This is a genomic window from Halanaeroarchaeum sp. HSR-CO, assembly GCF_024972755.1.
In the GTDB taxonomy this organism is placed as follows: Archaea; Halobacteriota; Halobacteria; order Halobacteriales; family Halobacteriaceae; genus Halanaeroarchaeum.
Map to the genome: position 1 here is coordinate 1,419,196 of NZ_CP087724.1, position 16,848 is coordinate 1,436,043.

The 16,848-nt window shown below is 62.9% G+C and carries 19 protein-coding genes; 11 read left to right on the forward strand and 8 right to left on the reverse strand.

Going from position 1 to position 16,848, the window contains the following annotated elements:
- The first annotated feature begins 56 nt into the window (after nucleotides 1–56).
- Nucleotides 57–626: a class I SAM-dependent methyltransferase gene (locus HSRCO_RS07350; protein WP_259516942.1), complete on the forward strand. Its 570-nt coding sequence runs from the start codon at nucleotides 57–59 to the stop codon at nucleotides 624–626.
- A gap of 30 nt (nucleotides 627–656) precedes the next feature.
- A complete protein-coding gene (locus HSRCO_RS07355) occupies nucleotides 657–1,061 on the forward strand; it encodes a DUF3054 domain-containing protein (RefSeq protein ID WP_259516944.1) in 405 nt (134 codons plus the stop codon).
- Here HSRCO_RS07355 and HSRCO_RS07360 read toward each other — a convergent pair.
- A complete protein-coding gene (locus tag HSRCO_RS07360; RefSeq protein ID WP_396266428.1) occupies nucleotides 1,044–1,661 on the reverse strand; it encodes a hypothetical protein in 618 nt (205 codons plus the stop codon). The two genes, HSRCO_RS07355 and HSRCO_RS07360, sit on opposite strands and share 18 nt — an antisense overlap.
- Before the next feature lie 259 nt (nucleotides 1,662–1,920).
- Between HSRCO_RS07360 and HSRCO_RS07365 the strand changes: the two genes are divergently transcribed.
- Nucleotides 1,921–2,160 carry a hypothetical protein gene (locus tag HSRCO_RS07365; protein ID WP_259516946.1) on the forward strand — a complete coding sequence of 80 codons (240 nt, stop codon included), beginning with the start codon at nucleotides 1,921–1,923 and terminating at the stop codon, nucleotides 2,158–2,160.
- A gap of 310 nt (nucleotides 2,161–2,470) precedes the next feature.
- Here the strand turns inward: HSRCO_RS07365 and HSRCO_RS07370 are convergent, their stop codons facing one another.
- Genes HSRCO_RS07370 through srp19 form a run of 3 tightly spaced genes read right to left on the reverse strand, consistent with a single transcriptional unit; the run spans nucleotide 2,471 to nucleotide 4,024 of the window.
- Nucleotides 2,471–3,475, reverse strand: a complete 1,005-nt coding sequence (locus HSRCO_RS07370; protein ID WP_259516947.1) for a presenilin family intramembrane aspartyl protease PSH — start codon at nucleotides 3,473–3,475, stop codon at nucleotides 2,471–2,473.
- A 39-nt stretch (nucleotides 3,476–3,514) separates the two neighbouring features.
- The gene (locus HSRCO_RS07375) at nucleotides 3,515–3,742 is read right to left on the reverse strand and encodes an H/ACA ribonucleoprotein complex subunit GAR1 (protein WP_259516948.1); all 228 of its coding nucleotides are present in this window, start codon (nucleotides 3,740–3,742) and stop codon (nucleotides 3,515–3,517) included.
- Nucleotides 3,743–4,024, reverse strand: a complete 282-nt coding sequence (srp19, locus tag HSRCO_RS07380) for a signal recognition particle subunit SRP19 (RefSeq protein WP_259516954.1) — start codon at nucleotides 4,022–4,024, stop codon at nucleotides 3,743–3,745.
- A 109-nt stretch (nucleotides 4,025–4,133) separates the two neighbouring features.
- Between srp19 and HSRCO_RS07385 the strand changes: the two genes are divergently transcribed.
- A complete protein-coding gene (locus HSRCO_RS07385) occupies nucleotides 4,134–6,089 on the forward strand; it encodes a CARDB domain-containing protein (RefSeq protein ID WP_259516955.1) in 1,956 nt (651 codons plus the stop codon).
- Nucleotides 6,090–6,375: 286 nt separating this feature from the next.
- Nucleotides 6,376–7,917, forward strand: coding sequence for a thermosome subunit alpha (gene thsA / locus HSRCO_RS07390; protein WP_259516956.1), 1,542 nt, complete (start codon nucleotides 6,376–6,378; stop codon nucleotides 7,915–7,917).
- A 48-nt stretch (nucleotides 7,918–7,965) separates the two neighbouring features.
- Here the strand turns inward: thsA and HSRCO_RS07395 are convergent, their stop codons facing one another.
- Nucleotides 7,966–8,403: a universal stress protein gene (locus tag HSRCO_RS07395; protein WP_259516957.1), complete on the reverse strand. Its 438-nt coding sequence runs from the start codon at nucleotides 8,401–8,403 to the stop codon at nucleotides 7,966–7,968.
- Between the two features lie 129 nt (nucleotides 8,404–8,532).
- Between HSRCO_RS07395 and amrA the strand changes: the two genes are divergently transcribed.
- From amrA to HSRCO_RS07425, 6 genes are all read left to right on the forward strand, one after another.
- Nucleotides 8,533–9,147, forward strand: a complete 615-nt coding sequence (gene amrA / locus HSRCO_RS07400) for an AmmeMemoRadiSam system protein A (RefSeq protein ID WP_259516958.1) — start codon at nucleotides 8,533–8,535, stop codon at nucleotides 9,145–9,147.
- Nucleotides 9,144–9,992, forward strand: a complete 849-nt coding sequence (gene amrB / locus HSRCO_RS07405; RefSeq protein WP_259516959.1) for an AmmeMemoRadiSam system protein B — start codon at nucleotides 9,144–9,146, stop codon at nucleotides 9,990–9,992. The genes amrA and amrB overlap by 4 nt, the downstream gene beginning before the upstream one ends.
- Before the next feature lie 43 nt (nucleotides 9,993–10,035).
- On the forward strand, nucleotides 10,036–10,689 hold the full coding sequence (locus HSRCO_RS07410; RefSeq protein ID WP_259516961.1) for a DsbA family protein: 654 nt from the start codon (nucleotides 10,036–10,038) through the stop codon (nucleotides 10,687–10,689).
- A gap of 102 nt (nucleotides 10,690–10,791) precedes the next feature.
- Nucleotides 10,792–11,904, forward strand: a complete 1,113-nt coding sequence (locus HSRCO_RS07415) for an aminotransferase class V-fold PLP-dependent enzyme (RefSeq protein ID WP_259516964.1) — start codon at nucleotides 10,792–10,794, stop codon at nucleotides 11,902–11,904.
- A gap of 270 nt (nucleotides 11,905–12,174) precedes the next feature.
- The gene (gene trxA, locus HSRCO_RS07420) at nucleotides 12,175–12,597 is read left to right on the forward strand and encodes a thioredoxin (protein WP_259516965.1); all 423 of its coding nucleotides are present in this window, start codon (nucleotides 12,175–12,177) and stop codon (nucleotides 12,595–12,597) included.
- Nucleotides 12,598–12,600: 3 nt separating this feature from the next.
- Nucleotides 12,601–13,620: an NAD(P)/FAD-dependent oxidoreductase gene (locus HSRCO_RS07425; protein WP_259516966.1), complete on the forward strand. Its 1,020-nt coding sequence runs from the start codon at nucleotides 12,601–12,603 to the stop codon at nucleotides 13,618–13,620.
- 25 nt (nucleotides 13,621–13,645) lie between these two features.
- Here the strand turns inward: HSRCO_RS07425 and HSRCO_RS07430 are convergent, their stop codons facing one another.
- The 3 genes from HSRCO_RS07430 to HSRCO_RS07440 form a co-directional block, all read right to left on the reverse strand.
- Entirely contained in the window at nucleotides 13,646–14,923 is a 1,278-nt protein-coding gene (locus tag HSRCO_RS07430) for a M20 family metallopeptidase (protein WP_259516967.1), read from the reverse strand.
- A 3-nt stretch (nucleotides 14,924–14,926) separates the two neighbouring features.
- Nucleotides 14,927–15,337 carry a helix-turn-helix domain-containing protein gene (locus tag HSRCO_RS07435; RefSeq protein ID WP_259516968.1) on the reverse strand — a complete coding sequence of 137 codons (411 nt, stop codon included), beginning with the start codon at nucleotides 15,335–15,337 and terminating at the stop codon, nucleotides 14,927–14,929.
- A gap of 93 nt (nucleotides 15,338–15,430) precedes the next feature.
- A complete protein-coding gene (locus HSRCO_RS07440; protein WP_259516969.1) occupies nucleotides 15,431–16,792 on the reverse strand; it encodes an FAD-dependent oxidoreductase in 1,362 nt (453 codons plus the stop codon).
- Nucleotides 16,793–16,848: the final 56 nt, after the last annotated feature.

Sequence of the window (16,848 nt, forward strand, 5' to 3'; positions counted from 1 at the left end):
GATACTGCCTACGTCGGGCCGTTCATATATGTTCGGTCCCTCATCATCGTCTACTCGTGCACGACGTCCCGTTCTTCGACCGGGTGGCCCCCCTCTACGATCTGGTCCTGCCCGGCACCGACCGCGAACCGCTCGCCGATGGACTCTCGCTGGCGGAACGTCAACTGGATACCGTCGTCGACCTCGGCGGGGGCACCGGTCGGGCGGCCAGAGCCCTCGATCGCGACCCGATCGTCCTCGACGGGAGTCTTGGGATGTTGCGGAAGGCCCGCGATCACCACCTCCGGACGATTCGCGGTGACATCAGAACACTTCCCTTCCCCGACGACTCCATCGACGGGCTCGTCTCCGTCGACGCGTTTCACCACTTCCCATCGATCTCACGGACGCTCGAGGAGGCCTTTCGCGTCCTCGAGGTCGGCGGCGTTCTCGTGGTGCGGGAGTTCGATCCCAGTACGCTCCGCGGGAAGGTTTTGGTCCTCGGTGAGCGCCTCGTTCGATTCGACTCGACCTTCCTCACGGTCGACGAACTCGAGTCTGCTTTCGAGACCGCCGGGTTCGAGACCACGGTCACCGAACTGGGGTTCACGTACACGGTCGTCGGCGTGAAACCCGGGAAGACGTGAATTCAAGAGCGATGCGACGTAACCGGTGGTATGGCATTCGACGTCGATGCGCGTGCGGTTCGTCGCTACGCGGTCGGTGACGGTGTAGTAATCGTCCTGTTCGTGGTCCTCGGCGAACTCTCTCACGGAGCGAACCCGCTCACGATCCTCGGTCCGATGGCCCTGACGATGAGCACCTTCCTCTTTGGTTGGTTTACCGTCGCGACCGTCTCGGGGGCCTATGGCAGCGGGACGCTCACCGGCCAGCGGAGGGCGGTGGGCCTTCCGGTCGTCGGGTGGGCGTTCGCGGATGCGATCGCGCAGGTACTTCGATCGACCGAATCTTTCCCGGGCAACGCCGACCTCTCGTTCTATCTCGTAGCACTGATCTTCGGGGGTGCCTTGCTGGGGTTCTGGCGGTACATCGCCTTCAGGATCTCACAGCGGAGTATCTGATTTACGGATTGTTAGCACCGTCGCGAGCACTGATCCACCGACGGCGATTGCCGCGAGGAACGGGAACAATACGCCCGCGGAGAAGAACTCGAGGATTCCACCGGCGATGGCTGCAGCGGAGGCACCGACGCCGAAGACCCCGAGGTACGTGTAGCCATAGGAGAGCCCTCGAGTCCCTGCCGGCGAGTACTCGGCGACCGTCGCCTGATACAGTGGCTGGACCACGAACAGGAAGAAACCGGGGATCGCTCCGACGACAATGAAGGGGACCAGGCCGGCGTTTGCCGTGGGGAGGAACACCACGGCGGGGACGGCGAGCATCCCGAATGCGCCGGCGAGGGCGACCTCCCTCGGAGCCCGTTCGGTCGACTTACTCCCGACGTACTGCCCGCCCATCCAGAAGAGGGCGACGACGAGCCGGCGAGACCCGACGGTATCGGCGAGTACCCCACCGGGAAACGCTCCGAGCCCGAACAGGGCGCAACCGGCGGAGACGACGAGACCGAGTTGGCCTGCCGTGACGGCAAACGTATCGAGCCAGTTGGTCATCAGGATCGGGATAGAGAGCTCGTAGGTGTGAACCATCGCGTGGGAGACCATCACGAGCCCAACGATGGACCGATCGTTTCGGTTCACGTACGGCTGCTGGGTAATTATTGCACAAAACGAGTCCGGTTTCCGCAATCAGGGTGTCTCACTGTAGTTTTTTCTGGGTGCCGAATTGGTGGTAGTCAGCCCTCCATTGCTCATGTGTATGTTATACATAAAATTCCAGATGGCAATACGGAGTTCATGAGTGGTTCATTTCTATCCCATGCAAAAATTTTATATGGGTATTCAACGTACAATGATTCAGATTATGACGGACTACTATGATCACGTTCTCGGCCTCATTCCCATTGCTCTCTTCGGGGTTGGTGGAGGACTCCACGTTGCTGGTTTCGCCCTCACGAGCGCCCTCGTCGTCGGTGGTCTGGTCGCTGCTACCCTGATCGCACACGCCATGTTCGTCAACGGTCCGGTTCGCCTCGACGAGATGGGACAGCCGACCGACACGAAACAATCGACTGCGAATCACTCGTCCAACCCGGCCGATTAACATTTTCCCCGAGGCAGGTGCGATGGGAGGATACATGCACTGTGCTGGATTCGGTACCGCCGACGCGAGAGAACCGGGTCGCGTTCGCGGAGGAGCTGACCGGCGTCGTCGATGTTCCGGTGAAAGCGGTTTCGGACAGCACCACTGTTAGCGACGCGGACATCGTGATTACGGCGACGAACGCGAGCGAACCGGCCTTCGTGGTGACGACCTCGACGCCGGGACCCACATCACCGCGATGGGTCCGTATCACTCCTCGAAGAGGCAACTCGACTTCGGTCCCGCGAGCGAGGCCCTCACGGGTCGGTGATCAAAAGACGGCGTCGAGACCGAGAGCCGTGAGGAGGGACGTCCCGGTGGCGAGGGCGGCGACGAGATAGCCCAGGATGGCGCCGCCGTTCAATAATGGCAGGCCGGCGTGGGGCCGCCCCTCGAGGACCATCTTCAGCAACACGAATAGTCCAGCCATCGTCCCTACGATGGCGCCGAGCGGCGCCACCTGGATGCCGAGTAGTGTTGGCGTCTCGAGGAAGACCGCCGCACTGGCGACCAGGATCGATGGCATCACGGCATCGCCGAGGCCGATGAAGATCGCATCACGGTCGAATCCGCCTTCCTCCGTGTGGCTATCGTCCGACTCACCGCCGGAGTCCCGATTCGTTTCGTCCTCGTCGGCTCCAACCGATTCGGCCATGTCCGCGGCGTCGTCGATGAAGGAGTAGGACAGCGTCGTCGGAAGCACGACCAGGACGGGCACCCGGAGTTCCATCACGCCCGAAGCGAGAGTCAGCATATGCTTCGTCCCGTACACCGAGATGGCGTCGTAGACCGCCAGGGCGACCAGTAGGAGGAGCGCGGGAAAGATGCCAAAGGAGATGCCGAAGAGTGCCGCCGCGCCCATGCCCATGATGAGCGCCGACAGGTCGATGACCCACCACTCCGGGTAGAACAGCAGTCCAGCGACGATGGCTGCGCCACCGACCCACGGCGAGATGTTGGTGCTACCGAACGCCGGGATGGTGAGTGCCGGAAGGATCACCGAGAACACGTATCCGGCAATGAGGCCGCTCGTGAGCACGAGAACGACCCTGAGCCCGGTCGTCCGACCGTAGCGCATGAGCCCGAGCATGATCACCGTCGCGACGAGAATCACACCGAAATAGAGGACGCTGTTCGCCGGATTCTGGGGATCCTCGACCGACTGATAGCCGGCCGCCTCGAACGGTCCGGCGAGCGCCAGCGCGCCGAACTGTACCACGAGAAAGAACGTGGCGGCCCCGAGGACGGCCACGGCGACCCGCGCTCGTTGGTGCATAGCTTGGCAAACCGATTCCGTCCTCTTGGCCGTTGCGACTTAGCGTAGATAGAGCGTCTCGCCGAGCATCGTCGGTGGATGGACCTCGTCGTCCGGCGTCACCGCGAGATAGGGTCGCTCGACCGGACCGAAGACGTCGACGACGCGACCGACCGTCGAGAGCGTCTCGTCGACGACCATCGCGCCGATGTCGGCGTGATCGGTTCCCTCCGTTCGGAGGACGAGTAGCCCCTGTGAGAGACGCACCACGGTTCCTGCTCGGTGCATCTACTCACGCAGCGCCTGGACGTACGCGGCGACGGCCTGGACGAGGTCGCTCTTGGTCGCGTCGTCCGCTTTCTTGACGAGGACACGTCCATCGGTCACCCAGGGGGTTCTCGGATAGGCCATGTCCCGTTCGATGACTGCGTCGTAGCCGACCTGCTGAACTGCCTTGGCGATCTCGTCCACCGTCGGAGAGTCTACGGCCAGCGACTCGGGCACGCGCCGGCCCTCCGACCGTGAGCGCTCGGCGTCGAGGTACGCCGGCCAGATGATGTTCTCGACCATTCGCTTGTTCGTACTATCCGGCCACCCGATTAAACACTGACGGAGGCGTCACCGACCGATCCACTGGTCGAACGGGCCACTCAAGGCGTCGCGTGTCCCCTGTTTGGATATGCGACGAGTTCTGGTGCTGGTGGTAATCGCGCTGGTGGCGTTTCAACCGGTCGGGGTACCCGTTGCCACCGCAGCCCCGGATGACACCATCGTCCGGACGACGACGCTGTCCCTGACGCCCGACGAACCCGGATCGGTGGACGCGACCGTCTCGTTCGACGTCCCGTCGAACGTCGGCTCGCTGACCACGACGGTACCAGACGACGCCAGCGTGACGCAGACGACTGGATTCGAACGAAACGACGATGGTACGTACACCTGGGACGGTGACGGGCCAGCTCCACAGTTAACGATGTCCGTCCAGGCGAATCGGACGGGCGTGGGATTGCGACACGTCGCGACGGACGCCGCTGACGAATCGATGGAGGCCGGCTACGAGTTCGTCGACACGGGTCCCTGGGCAATGGTCTCCGCGCCGTCGATGTCGACCGAGTGGCGATATCGAGGTGACAAACCGTCGTTCGAAACCACCCTGAAGGTGGCTGGCGATGGGGTCGCGGGTGAACGAATGGCCTTCCTCGGACCGACCACCACATATCAGCGAACGGCCCACGGCCAGACGTTCACGCTCGTCGTCCCCGACGGGGCGACGCTCGAACCGGAACCGGACGCGATCCTGGACTCACTCGAGGCCGCATCGGCGTCACTTCGTGTGGACGAACGGGACCCACGCGTTACACTGTTCGCCGTGCCGACCGGCATCGAGTGGGCCGCGCAGGGATTGGCGGGTGACGCGGACGCGTGGGTTCTCGCCGATCGGCCGCTCGACTCTCCCGACAACGTCTGGTTGCACGAGTACGTCCACACGCGGAGTGACTACCGGACGACCGAAGATGCGAGATGGATCACCGAGGGGACTGCCGAATATTACGCAGCGCTGTTGAGCCTGGAACAGGGACGCATCGGGTTCGACGAGTTCGAACGCCACCTCGCTACCGGTAGCAATTCTCGATACGAGTCCGCAGTCCTCTCCCGTCCCGACACCTGGACGGCAGGCGCCAACTACCGCAAGGGGGCGCTGGTCTTCGGGAATCTCGACTACCGACTGCGAGTCACGACGGACAGCACCTACGCGGGTGCGGACGTCCTCGCACGGATGAACGGCCGGGACGACCGGGTCAGCAATTCGTACCTGCTGGACGTCGTCACCGAGGCGGGGGGACAGTCGACGGGAGATTTCCTCGAACGATACGTGACCTCCGATGCTACCGCCGAGGTATGGACACGACACGAGCACAGCGAGGCGTTCACTCGACTGCCGCCGCGGATGGTCGTGGACGACGATTACACCTTCGAGATTGCAGGGCCGTATCGCAACACGTCCGTCTCGTCACTCCCGACTCTCGTCGTCGGCGAGACGGTGACCGTGAACGCGACGGTGACGAACCAGGGTGACGTCGCTGGCGAGTACGATCTGTCGTTCGTCGTGGACGATGAAACCGTGGACAGCGTCGTGGGTGCACTCGATGCGGGTGAGTCTCGGACGGTAGACTTCACCCGGACCTTCGAGGGTCCTGGGACCCACGAGGTCCGTATCGAGGAGCGCCGGTTCGACGGTATCGTCGAGGAACCAGCAACGCCTCGGATTACGTCCCTCACGGTCGCGGATCGAACCATCTCACCGGGTGAAGCCGTCGAGGTCGGCGTGACGGCAACGAACGAAGCGGACAAACCGGCAACGAGTGACGTTTCGATACGCCTCGACGGAACCACCGTCTCGACGTGGCAGCCGATGCTCGATGCGGGAGAAACGGCGACGAAGACGCGGCAGGTGACCATCGAGGAAGTGGGCCACCACGTCATCGCGGTGGGTGACCAGCGAGTCGACGTTGCCGTCGGCGGGGAAACGGAAACCACCCCTGGGACGACCGCCAGCACGCCAGGATTCACCGTCGGTATCGGCGTGGTCGCCATACTCCTATCCGCCAGCTATGCGATGATACGTCGGGAGTGACTATCGCTAGCGTATGTGTTCGAACGCATCGGGAACCCGCGCCGGCCACCCGAAACGGCCCCATCACTCTAACAGCAATCCTGATCCGTTTTGCGACGCTTTCCAGGGGTTGGCTCTCATTCCCATCCCTTGCAGCTGAGAGCCTGGCAGCGAGTATCGGTCGTCCTGGGGAGCAGTCCGTGCCGCTCAATCTACTCCAAAAATTTTTATAGGACCGCAATTCAACTCCCAATTGACCATGTCAGAGTCGGGATCTGGACAACGACTTCGCGGAGCCGGACAGCCAATGTTCATCCTCAGCGAGGACTCGGAGCGAACCCACGGGAAGGACGCTCGCTCCTCGAATATCTCTGCGGGGAAGGCGGTAGCCGAGACGGTACGCACCACACTCGGCCCCCGAGGGATGGACAAGATGCTCGTCAGCGATTCGGGAGACGTCGTCATCACGAACGACGGCGCCACCATCCTGAACGAGATGGACATCGACCATCCGGCCGCACAGATGCTCGTCGAGGTTGCCGAATCGCAGGAGGAGGAAGTCGGTGATGGGACGACCACGGCCGGAGTGCTGGCCGGTCAGCTCCTCGACGAGGCCGAGGAATTCCTCGAGAGGGATATCCACCCGACGACCATCGCAGAGGGGTACGCTCGGGCCCGCGATATCGCGCTCGACGCTCTCGAAGCGGAGGTTATCGACGGCGACCTCGACGACGAGACGCTCGAGGCCGTGGCCGAGTCCAGTATGACTGGCAAGGGGACCGGTGGGCTGACCGCCGAAGCGCTCGCCGAAGACATCGTCACAGCGGTCAGGTCGGCACAGGAGAACGGGTCGGTCAGTCGGGCCGACGTCAACATCGTCGCGCAGTCGGGCGAATCCTCGAGTGCGACCGAACTCGTCGACGGCGTCATCATCGACGAAGAACCCCTGCGAGAGGGCATGCCCCGCTCAGTCGACGCCGCCACCATCGCCGTCGTCGACACCGACCTCGAGACCCGCGAGGCATCGGTCGACGTCGAGTACAACGTTCAGAGTGCGGACCAACTCGACCAGGCCGTCGAGTCCGAGCAGCGCGAACTCAAGGCCTACGCCGACGCACTCGTGAACGCGGGGGTCGACGTCGCGTTCGTCACCGGGGACGTCGCCGACCTCACGGCGGGCTACCTCGCCAACGCCGGCATCCTCGCCTTCGATTCTGTCGACGACGATACGGTCCAGGCCATCGCGAATGCGACCGGTGCCAGCCGCGTCGCCACCGTCGCGGATATCGCCGCCGAAGATCTCGGGAGCGCGGAATCGGTTCACGTCGACCGGTATGGCGAAGACGAGGTGACGTTCGTCGAAGGTGGCGACGTGGGGAAATCCGTCTCTATCTTCGTCAGAGGCGGAACTGGCCACGTCATGGACGAACTGGAACGAGCCATCGAGGACGGCGTCGATTCGGTCATCACGGCCATCGAACGAGGCGGGGTGGTTCCGGGCGCAGCTGCCACCGAAGTCCGGGTTGCACAGGCGATTCGTGAGGCTGCCGCCGGAATCGAGGGGCGCCAGCAGCTCGCGGTCGAGGCCTTCGCGGACGCACTCGACGCGATCCCACGCACCCTCGCCGAGAACGCCGGGATGGATCCGATCGACGGACTCGTCGAGGTCAGGGCCGCGAACGAATCGGGCCGTGCCGGCATCGTCCTGGAGGACGGTGCGGTGACAATCGACGATCCGGTGGATCACGACATCCTCGACCCGGTCGCCGTCAAGCGGGAGGTCATCGGTTCGGCGACCGAAGCGGCGACCATGATCGTCCGCATCGACGACGTTATCAGCGCCGAATAGCGTCGATCGTCGTCTTCAGGCGGGCCGGTCCGAGTACGGTTCGTCTCCTCACTCTTCGGGCAACCGGGTCACCATCACCGGACGTTCGGCGTTGGTGACGACGCTCTCCGAGACGCTCCCGAGCCCAGCAACCTTCTCGCGTGGTGATTTACCGTGGCTACCCAGGACGAGTAGGTCCGCGTCTATCTCGTCCGCCACGGTACGGATCTCTCGCTCGGGATTCCCGTCTCGTTTCATCGTCTCGTTCGAGACGCCGGCGTTCTCCAGTCGTTCTGTCGCGCTCTCGAGGGCGCTGTCGCCTGCCGATTCGAGCTCTGCTCGCACTTCATCGGGGTCGCTATCGTTTGCAGATCTAACGACGCGGGTATCGACAACGTACAGCGTCGTCACCCTCGCATCGTAGGGATCGGCGATAGCGATTGCGTGGTCGAGAACCGCCTCCGTTCCTTGGCTGCCATCGGTCGCGACGAGTATCCGCTCGTACATCGAACCGGTCTTTGCCTCCACGGGACTTAAGTGTCCGTGCGGCAGGTGGTCGACAGACCATCGATGGAGTGACCCACATATCGGAGGCTAGGTCCTTTTCCACCATCGTGGAGTTACTTGGACGAAGGAATGGACGAGATAGCCGACCGCGCGGGCGAGATGGCGGTCACCTTCGCTCGCTCGGTCATCGAGGGATATCTGGCCGACGAGACGGTGCCCGCAGACCCACCGCCGCGTTCGCAATTGACCGATCGACGGGGCGCCTTCGTCACCCTCGAGACCGAAGGCGACCTGCGTGGGTGTATCGGTCGACCGTATCCGGCCCAGACGGGAGTCGAGGCCATTCGCGAGAGTGCAATCGGTGCGGCGACTGAGGATCCGCGGTTTCCACCGGTTAGCGCCGACGAGCTCTCGGCGATCACCGTGGAGGTGAGTGTGCTGGGAACTCCCGATCCCATCGGCGCCGATTCCGGATCCGTCGAAGAGTACGTCCGTATCGGCCGGGATGGCCTGATCGTGAGCGATGGGGGCCGACGGGGGCTCCTCCTGCCACAGGTACCGGTGACACGGAACTGGACCCCAACAGAGTACCTCCGCCAGACGTGTCGAAAAGCCGGACTGCCTGCGGACTGCTACCGAGACGGTGCGGTGACTGTCGAACGGTTCACCGCGGACGTCTTCGGCGAGACCGCCCCCGATGGTCCCGTCGAGCGTATCGACCTCGGGGAGGCTGCCCTGGCATGACGGTCCGACGTCCGGCAGTCGCGGGGCGATTCTACGAAAACGACCCCGATCGCCTTCGCGAGCAGGTGGCGGCGACATTCACCCACCGTCTCGGCCCTGGCTCGGTTCCAACTGCGGCGAACGGACCACCGGATCAGTTGGGGCTGGTCTCACCCCACGCCGGACTACCGTACTCGGGACCGGTTGCAGCCCACGGAATGGCTGCACTGGCTGCAAGCGGTCGACCGGACGTTCTCATCATCGTCGGGCCGAACCACACGGGAGCGGGTGAACCGCTGGCCGTCTCCGAAGCCGACCAGTGGCGCACGCCCCTCGGTACCGTCGACGTCCACGAAGGGATCCGCGAGCGGCTCCTCGCCGAATCGGCGCACGCGGTCCTCGACGAGGCGGCACACCGTCGCGAACACGCGATCGAGGTCCAGGTACCGTTCGCCCAGGTGGTCTACGAGGACCCACCGGCAATCGTTCCCGTGGTGATGGGCCGCCAGACCAGAGCGATGGCGAGCGACCTCGGGGCGAGTATCGAGAACGCCGTCGCTGAATCTGTGGAGACGGTCGTCGCAATCGCTTCCACGGACCTGACCCATTATGAACCACAGTCAGTGGCCGAAGCGGCCGACGAGACGGTGATCGAACGTATCGAGGCGCTCGACGCAGATGGTTTGTTCGACGTCATCGAGCGTGATGCCATCTCGATGTGCGGCTACGGCCCGACCGCTGCCGTCATGACGGCAGCAACGGATCTGGGCGCGGACCGCGGAGCGTGTCTCCAGTACGCCACGAGCGGTGACGTCACCGGGTCGACCGAGGACGTCGTCGGGTACTGTTCGGCGACGCTGTCCTGAGTCTCCGACACCTATTTCGGGCCGGTCGTCGATCTTTCGACCAATGGTTCGTTCACGACGAGACGTTCTCCGGACCGGTGGGGCAGTCCTCGCAGCGAGCATCGCCGGTTGTTCTGCGACCAACGAACAGGACGACCCCGAGCCCACGACCACGGCGACGACGACGTTCGAACCCGCCGATTCACTCCCGACGCCGACACTGGGATCGGAGGATGCGCCGGTTTCGGTCTCGGTGTACGCGGACTACGCGTGCAAGCACTGTCTAAACTACGTTCTGGACACGTTTCCACAGCTTCGAGAGGAATACATCGAGACCGACGTCATCAGCTACGAGCACCACGACTTTCCACTGCCCGTCGACGAACGGTGGTCGTGGGAGATCCCGAGTGCGGCACTGTCGGTTCTCGACACCCGTGATCTGGATTCGTTTTTCGCCTTCTCGACCGCAATCTACGAACACCACGGGTCGTATTCGTACGACGTCATCGAAACCGTGGCCGAGTCGGTGGGTGCGGACCCGGATCGCGTCCGTCGAGCCGCCGAGGAGCAACAGTACCGACAGATCGTCGAGGCTGATCGGGAGACCGGAGCCTCTACGGGGGTCGATTCGACCCCGACGATCTTCGTCGACGGGTCGATGCCTAGCCATTATCGATTCGATGCCGTCGCCGAAGCGATCGAGATCGCCAGGGCTTGATACACCCTGAATGCGATGGGTCTCGGTTTCGGGCGAACGCGATTGGGATTTCCCCTCGCCGAATAGGACCCTTGATGGGGCGGGAGAGCGAAGCGATCGATCATGGATACTTTCGATCTCCGGACGGAGATCCCTGCTCTGGATGACGGAATCTACCTCAACTGGGGTGCGAGTGGTCCGAGCCCGCGACGCGTCGTCGAACGGGCCGAAGCGGCTCTCGAACAGCACGAGTACGAGGCGCCGAATGAGGAGGGCATGTATCCGGCTGCATTCGAGGTCTACGATCGAACTCGCGAGACCATCGCGTCGTTCGTGAACGCCCGACCCGGGGAGATAGCTCTCACTCAGAGTACGACGGACGGCATCAATCGGGTAGCCACTGCCCGCTCGTGGTCGGCCGATGACGAAGTCGTGATCACCGACATCGAACACTCTGCTGGCCGTCTGCCGTGGTACCGGCTGGAACGGGAACGGGGAATCACCGTGACAGTTCTCGAAACCGACGAGGGCTACATCGACCCTTCGGAGCTGGCGGTCGCCGCCGACGACGCTACCCTGGTCTGTTTCAGTGCCGTCGACTGGATCTACGGCCGGCGACACCCGGTATCGGATCTCGTCGACGTGGTCGCCGACGCCGGAGCCATTTCACTCGTCGATGCCGTCCAGGTCCCCGGGCAGATGGCTATGGACCTAACGGAGTGGGGTGCGGACGTCGTCGCGGCGGCCGGGCACAAGTGGCTCCTGGGTCCGTGGGGTGCCGGATTCCTCTACGTCGACGAATCCATCGTGGATACCTTCCAGCCACAGAGCGTGGGGTATCGCAGCGTCGAGGACCCCAACGAAGCGGATTTCACGTACAACCCTGGTGCCCATCGGTTCGAGGTAGCGACGACCAGCCCTGCACCATACGCGGGTCTCCAGGAGGCGATATCGACGCTCTCCGAAATCGGGATGGATGCGATCGAAGAACGCATCCGTTCGCTGACGGAATATCTGAAAGACGGGCTCTCTGATGACCGCCTGCGTAGCCCCCGGTCGTACCACTCCGGACTCGTCTCTATCGAGACGGCGCAACCGGCCGAGATAGTCGAAGACCTGGCCACCGCGGGAATCCACGTTCGGGCGCTTCCGGTGCCGGAGACCATCCGTATCTCGTTGCACGCCGTGAATACCGAAGAGGCGGTAGATGCCGTTCTTGAGCATATCGGGACCTGATATCGAGAGCAGACCGGCGACTGCTTTCCGGCGGCGATCGGCGACTGATATCCAGAGCAGATCGCCGACTGCACTCGCGGACTGCGGTCGCAGCAATATTGTATACATCTCCCAGTTTTCTAACGGCGCATTTGCGCGAGTCCGGGCGGTACGGTTGGGATGCGGCTCGAATTACCGCAATCTGTGGTATTTGTCCACATGCGACCATGACTAGTATTGTGTGATGACAGCAAAACTATTAAGTGCCGTGACGGGATACGAAGACACGTAATGAGTGAAGCAGACGAAACGCTCGAAACCATCCGGCGCAAGAAGCGCCAGGAACTCCAGCAGGGAACGGCTGGCGAGTCGACGTCGGACAGCGTCGCCGCGCCCTCCGAACCCATCTATATCGACAGCTTCGACCACTTCCAGTCGGTCACGTCGAAATACGACGTTGTCCTCACCGACTTCTACGCGGACTGGTGTGGGCCGTGCAAGATGCTCGAACCGATCGTAGAAGAACTCGCCGAAGAGACCGACGCGGCCATCGCGAAGGTCGACGTGGATCAGCACCAGAGCATCGCTCAGCAGTATCGCGTCCAGGGTGTCCCCACGATGGTCTTCTTCGCGCAGGGCGAGGTAGCCGAACAGGTCGTCGGGGTCCGCGAGAAGCAGGACCTGCAGCGTCTGATCGAACGATTTCAGCAATAACCAATGAGTGAAACAATCCACGACGTCGTCATCGTCGGTTCCGGTGTCGCCGGCCACTCGGCCGCGATCTATGCCGCTCGTGCGGACTTCGAGCCGGTCGTCTACACGGGTGAGGACCCAGGGGGCCAGTTGACCCTCACCACCGAAGTCGAGAATTTCCTCGGCTTCCCCGACGGGATCGGTGGGACGGAACTCGTACAGAACGGCCGCAAGCAGGCCGAATCGTTCGGCGCCCGCTACGAACACCGTTCGGTCGTCGACGCCGACCTCTCCGAGCGACCGTTCTCGCTCGAACTCAACAACGGCGACAGCGTAGAGACGCGCGGCCTGATCGTCGCGACCGGGGCGAGTGCCCGCTGGGTCGGCGCCGAAAACGAGGACGAGATGATGGGCTACGGTCTCTCGACCTGTGCGACCTGTGACGGGGCCTTCCATCGCGACAACGAGGTACTCGTCATCGGTGGTGGCGACTCCGCGATGGAGGAGGCACTGTTCCTCACCAAGTTCGCCAAGACGGTCTACGTCGTCCACCGTCGCGACGAACTCCGTGCGTCGGAGATCATGGCCCAGCGCGCAGAAGACAACGAGGACATCGAGTTCCTCTGGAACACCGAACTCGAAGCCATCGAGGGAAGCCGGGACGAGGGCGTCACCGGCGCGACCCTGCTCCGGCATCCAGAGGGCCATCCCAAAGATCGGAAAGAAAACGGCGAGGACGTCGAGGAGATAGACTTCGAGTGCAGCGGTATCTTCTACGCCATCGGCCACACGCCGAACACGCAATTCCTCGAGGACACGCCGATCGATCTCGACGACGACGGGTACGTCGAGACCGAAGTGGGGATGACGACGGAGACGAACGTCGAGGGCGTCTTCGCCGCCGGCGACGTCATGGACCCGGATTACCAGCAGGCAATCACGGCCGCGGGTACCGGGAGTATGGCCGCTCTCGACGCCGAAGAGTGGCTCGATGCGCAGGCGGACGAGCAGGCAAAACAGAAAGCCACAGCGACCGCCGACTGAACCATTCTGTCGTACTCCCGTCCGCTCACGCGACGGTTTCGGAGAACCGTCTCGCCAGTGCGAACGGGACGCGTGCGTAAATTTCTGCGTTCGCCAGGAGCGCTTCCCGAGGGAGGTACTCGTCGGCAGCGTGGGCGGTATCAGTCCCGAGTGCGAATTCGACCGTCGAAATATCGGCATTCCGGAGCTGTTTTACGTCACCACCACCGGTGGCACTCCGGCGATAGATGCGGTCTTCGACGACCGTCGCGGCCGTCTCGGCGACGGCGGACACGAGCGGGCCGTTTGGGTCTTCGAAGGTTCCGGTGCTCCAGGATGTCTCCACGATGGAGACGTGGTCGTGACCCGCCAGGCAGTCTCTGATGTCCGAGAGAACCGTCGCCGTGTCGACGGTGGCTGTCAGCCGGATGTCGACCCGAGCGATGGCGGACTCGGGGACGGTGTTGATCGCGGTCCCGCCCTCGAGCGTGCCGAGATTGACGGTCGGATAACGGAAGAGCCGTTGGGCTTCGGTTTCTCCCAGCAACGGTGCATAGAAGGCGACGCTCTCGTCGATGATCGGCTCGATGGTCTCATCGATTTTCAGCGGTCGATTCGAGAGCGAGGTGCGAAGGTGGTCGATCGCTGCGTAGAGGCGATCGATGGCGTTCGCCCCGAGGTTCGGTCGGGAGCCATGCGCTGACTCGCCCTGTGCGTGGATAGTCAACCAGATACTCCCTCGATCGGCGACCGTGACCGAGTGGCGATCCTCCATGCAGGTATTCTCGCCGATGATACAGGCGTCGACATCGATCGCGGACTCTTCGAGGAGCGTCGCGAGTCCGGCATCGCTCGGTACCTCCTCGTCGCTGACGAAGGCGAACTGGAGGTCGAGTGGGGGTAACTCGTCGCTCCTGGCGAACGATCGGGCCACGATGAGCATGGCCGCAACTGCCCCCTTCATGTCTGTCGCCCCACGACCGTAGATGCGGTCGTCGACCTGTTCGCCCAGCGGATCGTATTCCCAATCCTCGGCGTCGAACGGGACGGTATCGAGGTGACCGTTGAAGAGGAGGGTCTCGTCGCGGTCTCCCTCGATCGTCGCGACGATGTTCGGTTTCGTGGGATCGGACGTAATCGCTTCGTACGGGATATCTGCGTGGTCGAGAAAGGTTGCCACGTAGTCGGCGACGTCTGTCGTATCGCCTGGCGGATTCGGTGTCGGGAAAGATAGCAGGTCGAGAAAGAGGTCCGTCAGGTCGTCGTCAGGGTCGAGCGTTGGCAGGAATGAATCCGGTTCGGTACCGCCCTGCTCGTCGCTCATGAATCAGGTGACCGGTGGCGGCGAATCCAGATCGTTCGACCCCTCGCCGTATTTCTCCTTGAAGCGACCGATGAGGTACCCGATCTGTGCATACCAGTCGTTTAGCTGCCCCTGCATGGTATCGGCGATGGACGCCGGCTCGGAAATCGTGTACACGTGATAGTAGCCGCCCTGGTCGTAGTTGATCTGCTCTTTCTGGACGAGACCGGCATCCAGGAGTCGTTGTATCGAGCGGTATGCGGTCGACCGTTCCCGATCGACGCGTTCTGCGATCTCGTCGATGGTAAGCCGTTCGTCCACGTCGGAGAGCAAGCGAAAGCACTCGCGGTCGAGATCGTTCAACTCGTAGAGACACTCGAGAAGGTCGTCACACTCGAGGTCACGTTCGAGGTCACGATTCAGCGCGGAGACCATGGTTCGTCTAGTTGTGTGTCGTGACGAGGCAAAAGTCTTGCGTGATTTTTTCAATACTCCTCGGAGTCCGCGGGCTTGTTACCCCGGCGTCGATCACCCATCCAGCTTGCTGTTCAATACTTTTGCCGCCGTCAGCACTGGGTCCCACGTGGGACCGAACGGAGGTGCGTACGAGAGATCCAGATACTCGACCTGTCTCGTATCCATCTCGGCGTAGATGGCTGTCGTCACCGTATCGACGCGCTTCGTGACTCCCTCCTCGCCGACCATCGCGGCCCCCAGTACCCGCTTCGAATCCGCGTCCGCCACGAGTTCGATCTCGATAGCGCTCCCGCCGGGGTAGTATCCCGCCCTGGACTTCGACGTGATCGACACCGACACCGGATCGAATCCCGCCGCTCTGGCACGTTCCTCGTCGATAATCCCGGTTCGACCGGCTTCGAGGTCGAACGCCTTCACGACTGCCGTTCCGGCGATGGGACCGGTCGGTGTCGGGTCGCCGGTCACGGTCTGCCCTACCGCTCGTCCCGCCCGGTTGGCGGTAAGCGCGAGTGGCACGTGGTCTGGCTCGCCGGTCACGACGTGCTCGGCTTCGGCACAGTCACCCGCCGCATAGACGTCTTGTGCACTCGTCTCCCCGTATTCGTCGACCGCTATCGCGCCGGTGTCGCCGATATCGATGCCTGCCGCGTCGGCGATCGTGGCGTTCGCATTCACGCCGACGCCGACGACGACCATATCGACGTGGACCGCGTCCGATTCCGTCCGCACGGCTTCGACCTGCTCCTCGCCGTCGAACCCCTCGACGCGGGTTCCCAGATGGGGGGTTACCCCGTTGTCTCGTAGTTCCTCCTCGACAGCTTCGCCGACCATCTCCCCGAACGGGTCGAGGACGTGGTCGAGCATCTCGAAGACGTGGACGTCGAGTCCCTGCCCGCGGAAGGCTTCGGCCATCTCGATACCGATGTAGCCACCGCCGACGATGCCGACTGTCTGCGGTCGCTCGGACTCGGGTCGTTCGAGTGCTTCCCTGAGAGCGCGACCAGACGGTGGGTCGTGGATCGTGTATATCTCCTCCAGGTCGATTCCGTCGAATGGGGGGACGATCGCGCTCGCGCCGGTGGCGATCAAGAGCGAATCGTAGGACTGTTCGATCACCGCGTCGGGCGTCTCCACGGTTACCGACTTCGCTTCCGTGTCGATTCCCGTCACCTCGTGATTGGTACGGAGGTCGATCCCTCGTTCCTCGATGAAACGCTCCTTGGGGACGGCGACGATCTCCTCTAGTTCCTCGATCTCCCCTTTCACGTAATACGGAAGCCCACAGGCACCATACGAGACCCACTCACCCTTCTCGAAGACGACGACGTCCAGATCGGGATTCTCCCGTTTGGCCTTGCTGGCCGCACTCATGCCGGCCGCGTCACCGCCGACAACGACGAACGTTTCTGCCATGTCGAACCGTTACCCTGGAGCAACAAAAAGTATTGCCCCTCACATACAATACAACC

Coding starts and splice junctions, on each gene's coding strand:
- HSRCO_RS07355 (WP_259516944.1), top strand. CDS start 657: ATGGCATTCGACGTCGATGCGCGTGCGGTTCGTCGCTACGCGGTCGGT.
- HSRCO_RS07360 (WP_396266428.1), bottom strand. CDS start 1,661: ATGGTCTCCCACGCGATGGTTCACACCTACGAGCTCTCTATCCCGATC.
- HSRCO_RS07365 (WP_259516946.1), top strand. CDS start 1,921: ATGACGGACTACTATGATCACGTTCTCGGCCTCATTCCCATTGCTCTC.
- HSRCO_RS07370 (WP_259516947.1), bottom strand. CDS start 3,475: ATGCACCAACGAGCGCGGGTCGCCGTGGCCGTCCTCGGGGCCGCCACG.
- HSRCO_RS07375 (WP_259516948.1), bottom strand. CDS start 3,742: ATGCACCGAGCAGGAACCGTGGTGCGTCTCTCACAGGGGCTACTCGTC.
- srp19 (WP_259516954.1), bottom strand. CDS start 4,024: ATGGTCGAGAACATCATCTGGCCGGCGTACCTCGACGCCGAGCGCTCA.
- HSRCO_RS07385 (WP_259516955.1), top strand. CDS start 4,134: ATGCGACGAGTTCTGGTGCTGGTGGTAATCGCGCTGGTGGCGTTTCAA.
- thsA (WP_259516956.1), top strand. CDS start 6,376: ATGTTCATCCTCAGCGAGGACTCGGAGCGAACCCACGGGAAGGACGCT.
- HSRCO_RS07395 (WP_259516957.1), bottom strand. CDS start 8,403: ATGTACGAGCGGATACTCGTCGCGACCGATGGCAGCCAAGGAACGGAG.
- amrA (WP_259516958.1), top strand. CDS start 8,533: ATGGACGAGATAGCCGACCGCGCGGGCGAGATGGCGGTCACCTTCGCT.
- amrB (WP_259516959.1), top strand. CDS start 9,144: ATGACGGTCCGACGTCCGGCAGTCGCGGGGCGATTCTACGAAAACGAC.
- HSRCO_RS07410 (WP_259516961.1), top strand. CDS start 10,036: ATGGTTCGTTCACGACGAGACGTTCTCCGGACCGGTGGGGCAGTCCTC.
- HSRCO_RS07415 (WP_259516964.1), top strand. CDS start 10,792: ATGGATACTTTCGATCTCCGGACGGAGATCCCTGCTCTGGATGACGGA.
- trxA (WP_259516965.1), top strand. CDS start 12,175: ATGAGTGAAGCAGACGAAACGCTCGAAACCATCCGGCGCAAGAAGCGC.
- HSRCO_RS07425 (WP_259516966.1), top strand. CDS start 12,601: ATGAGTGAAACAATCCACGACGTCGTCATCGTCGGTTCCGGTGTCGCC.
- HSRCO_RS07430 (WP_259516967.1), bottom strand. CDS start 14,923: ATGAGCGACGAGCAGGGCGGTACCGAACCGGATTCATTCCTGCCAACG.
- HSRCO_RS07435 (WP_259516968.1), bottom strand. CDS start 15,337: ATGGTCTCCGCGCTGAATCGTGACCTCGAACGTGACCTCGAGTGTGAC.
- HSRCO_RS07440 (WP_259516969.1), bottom strand. CDS start 16,792: ATGGCAGAAACGTTCGTCGTTGTCGGCGGTGACGCGGCCGGCATGAGT.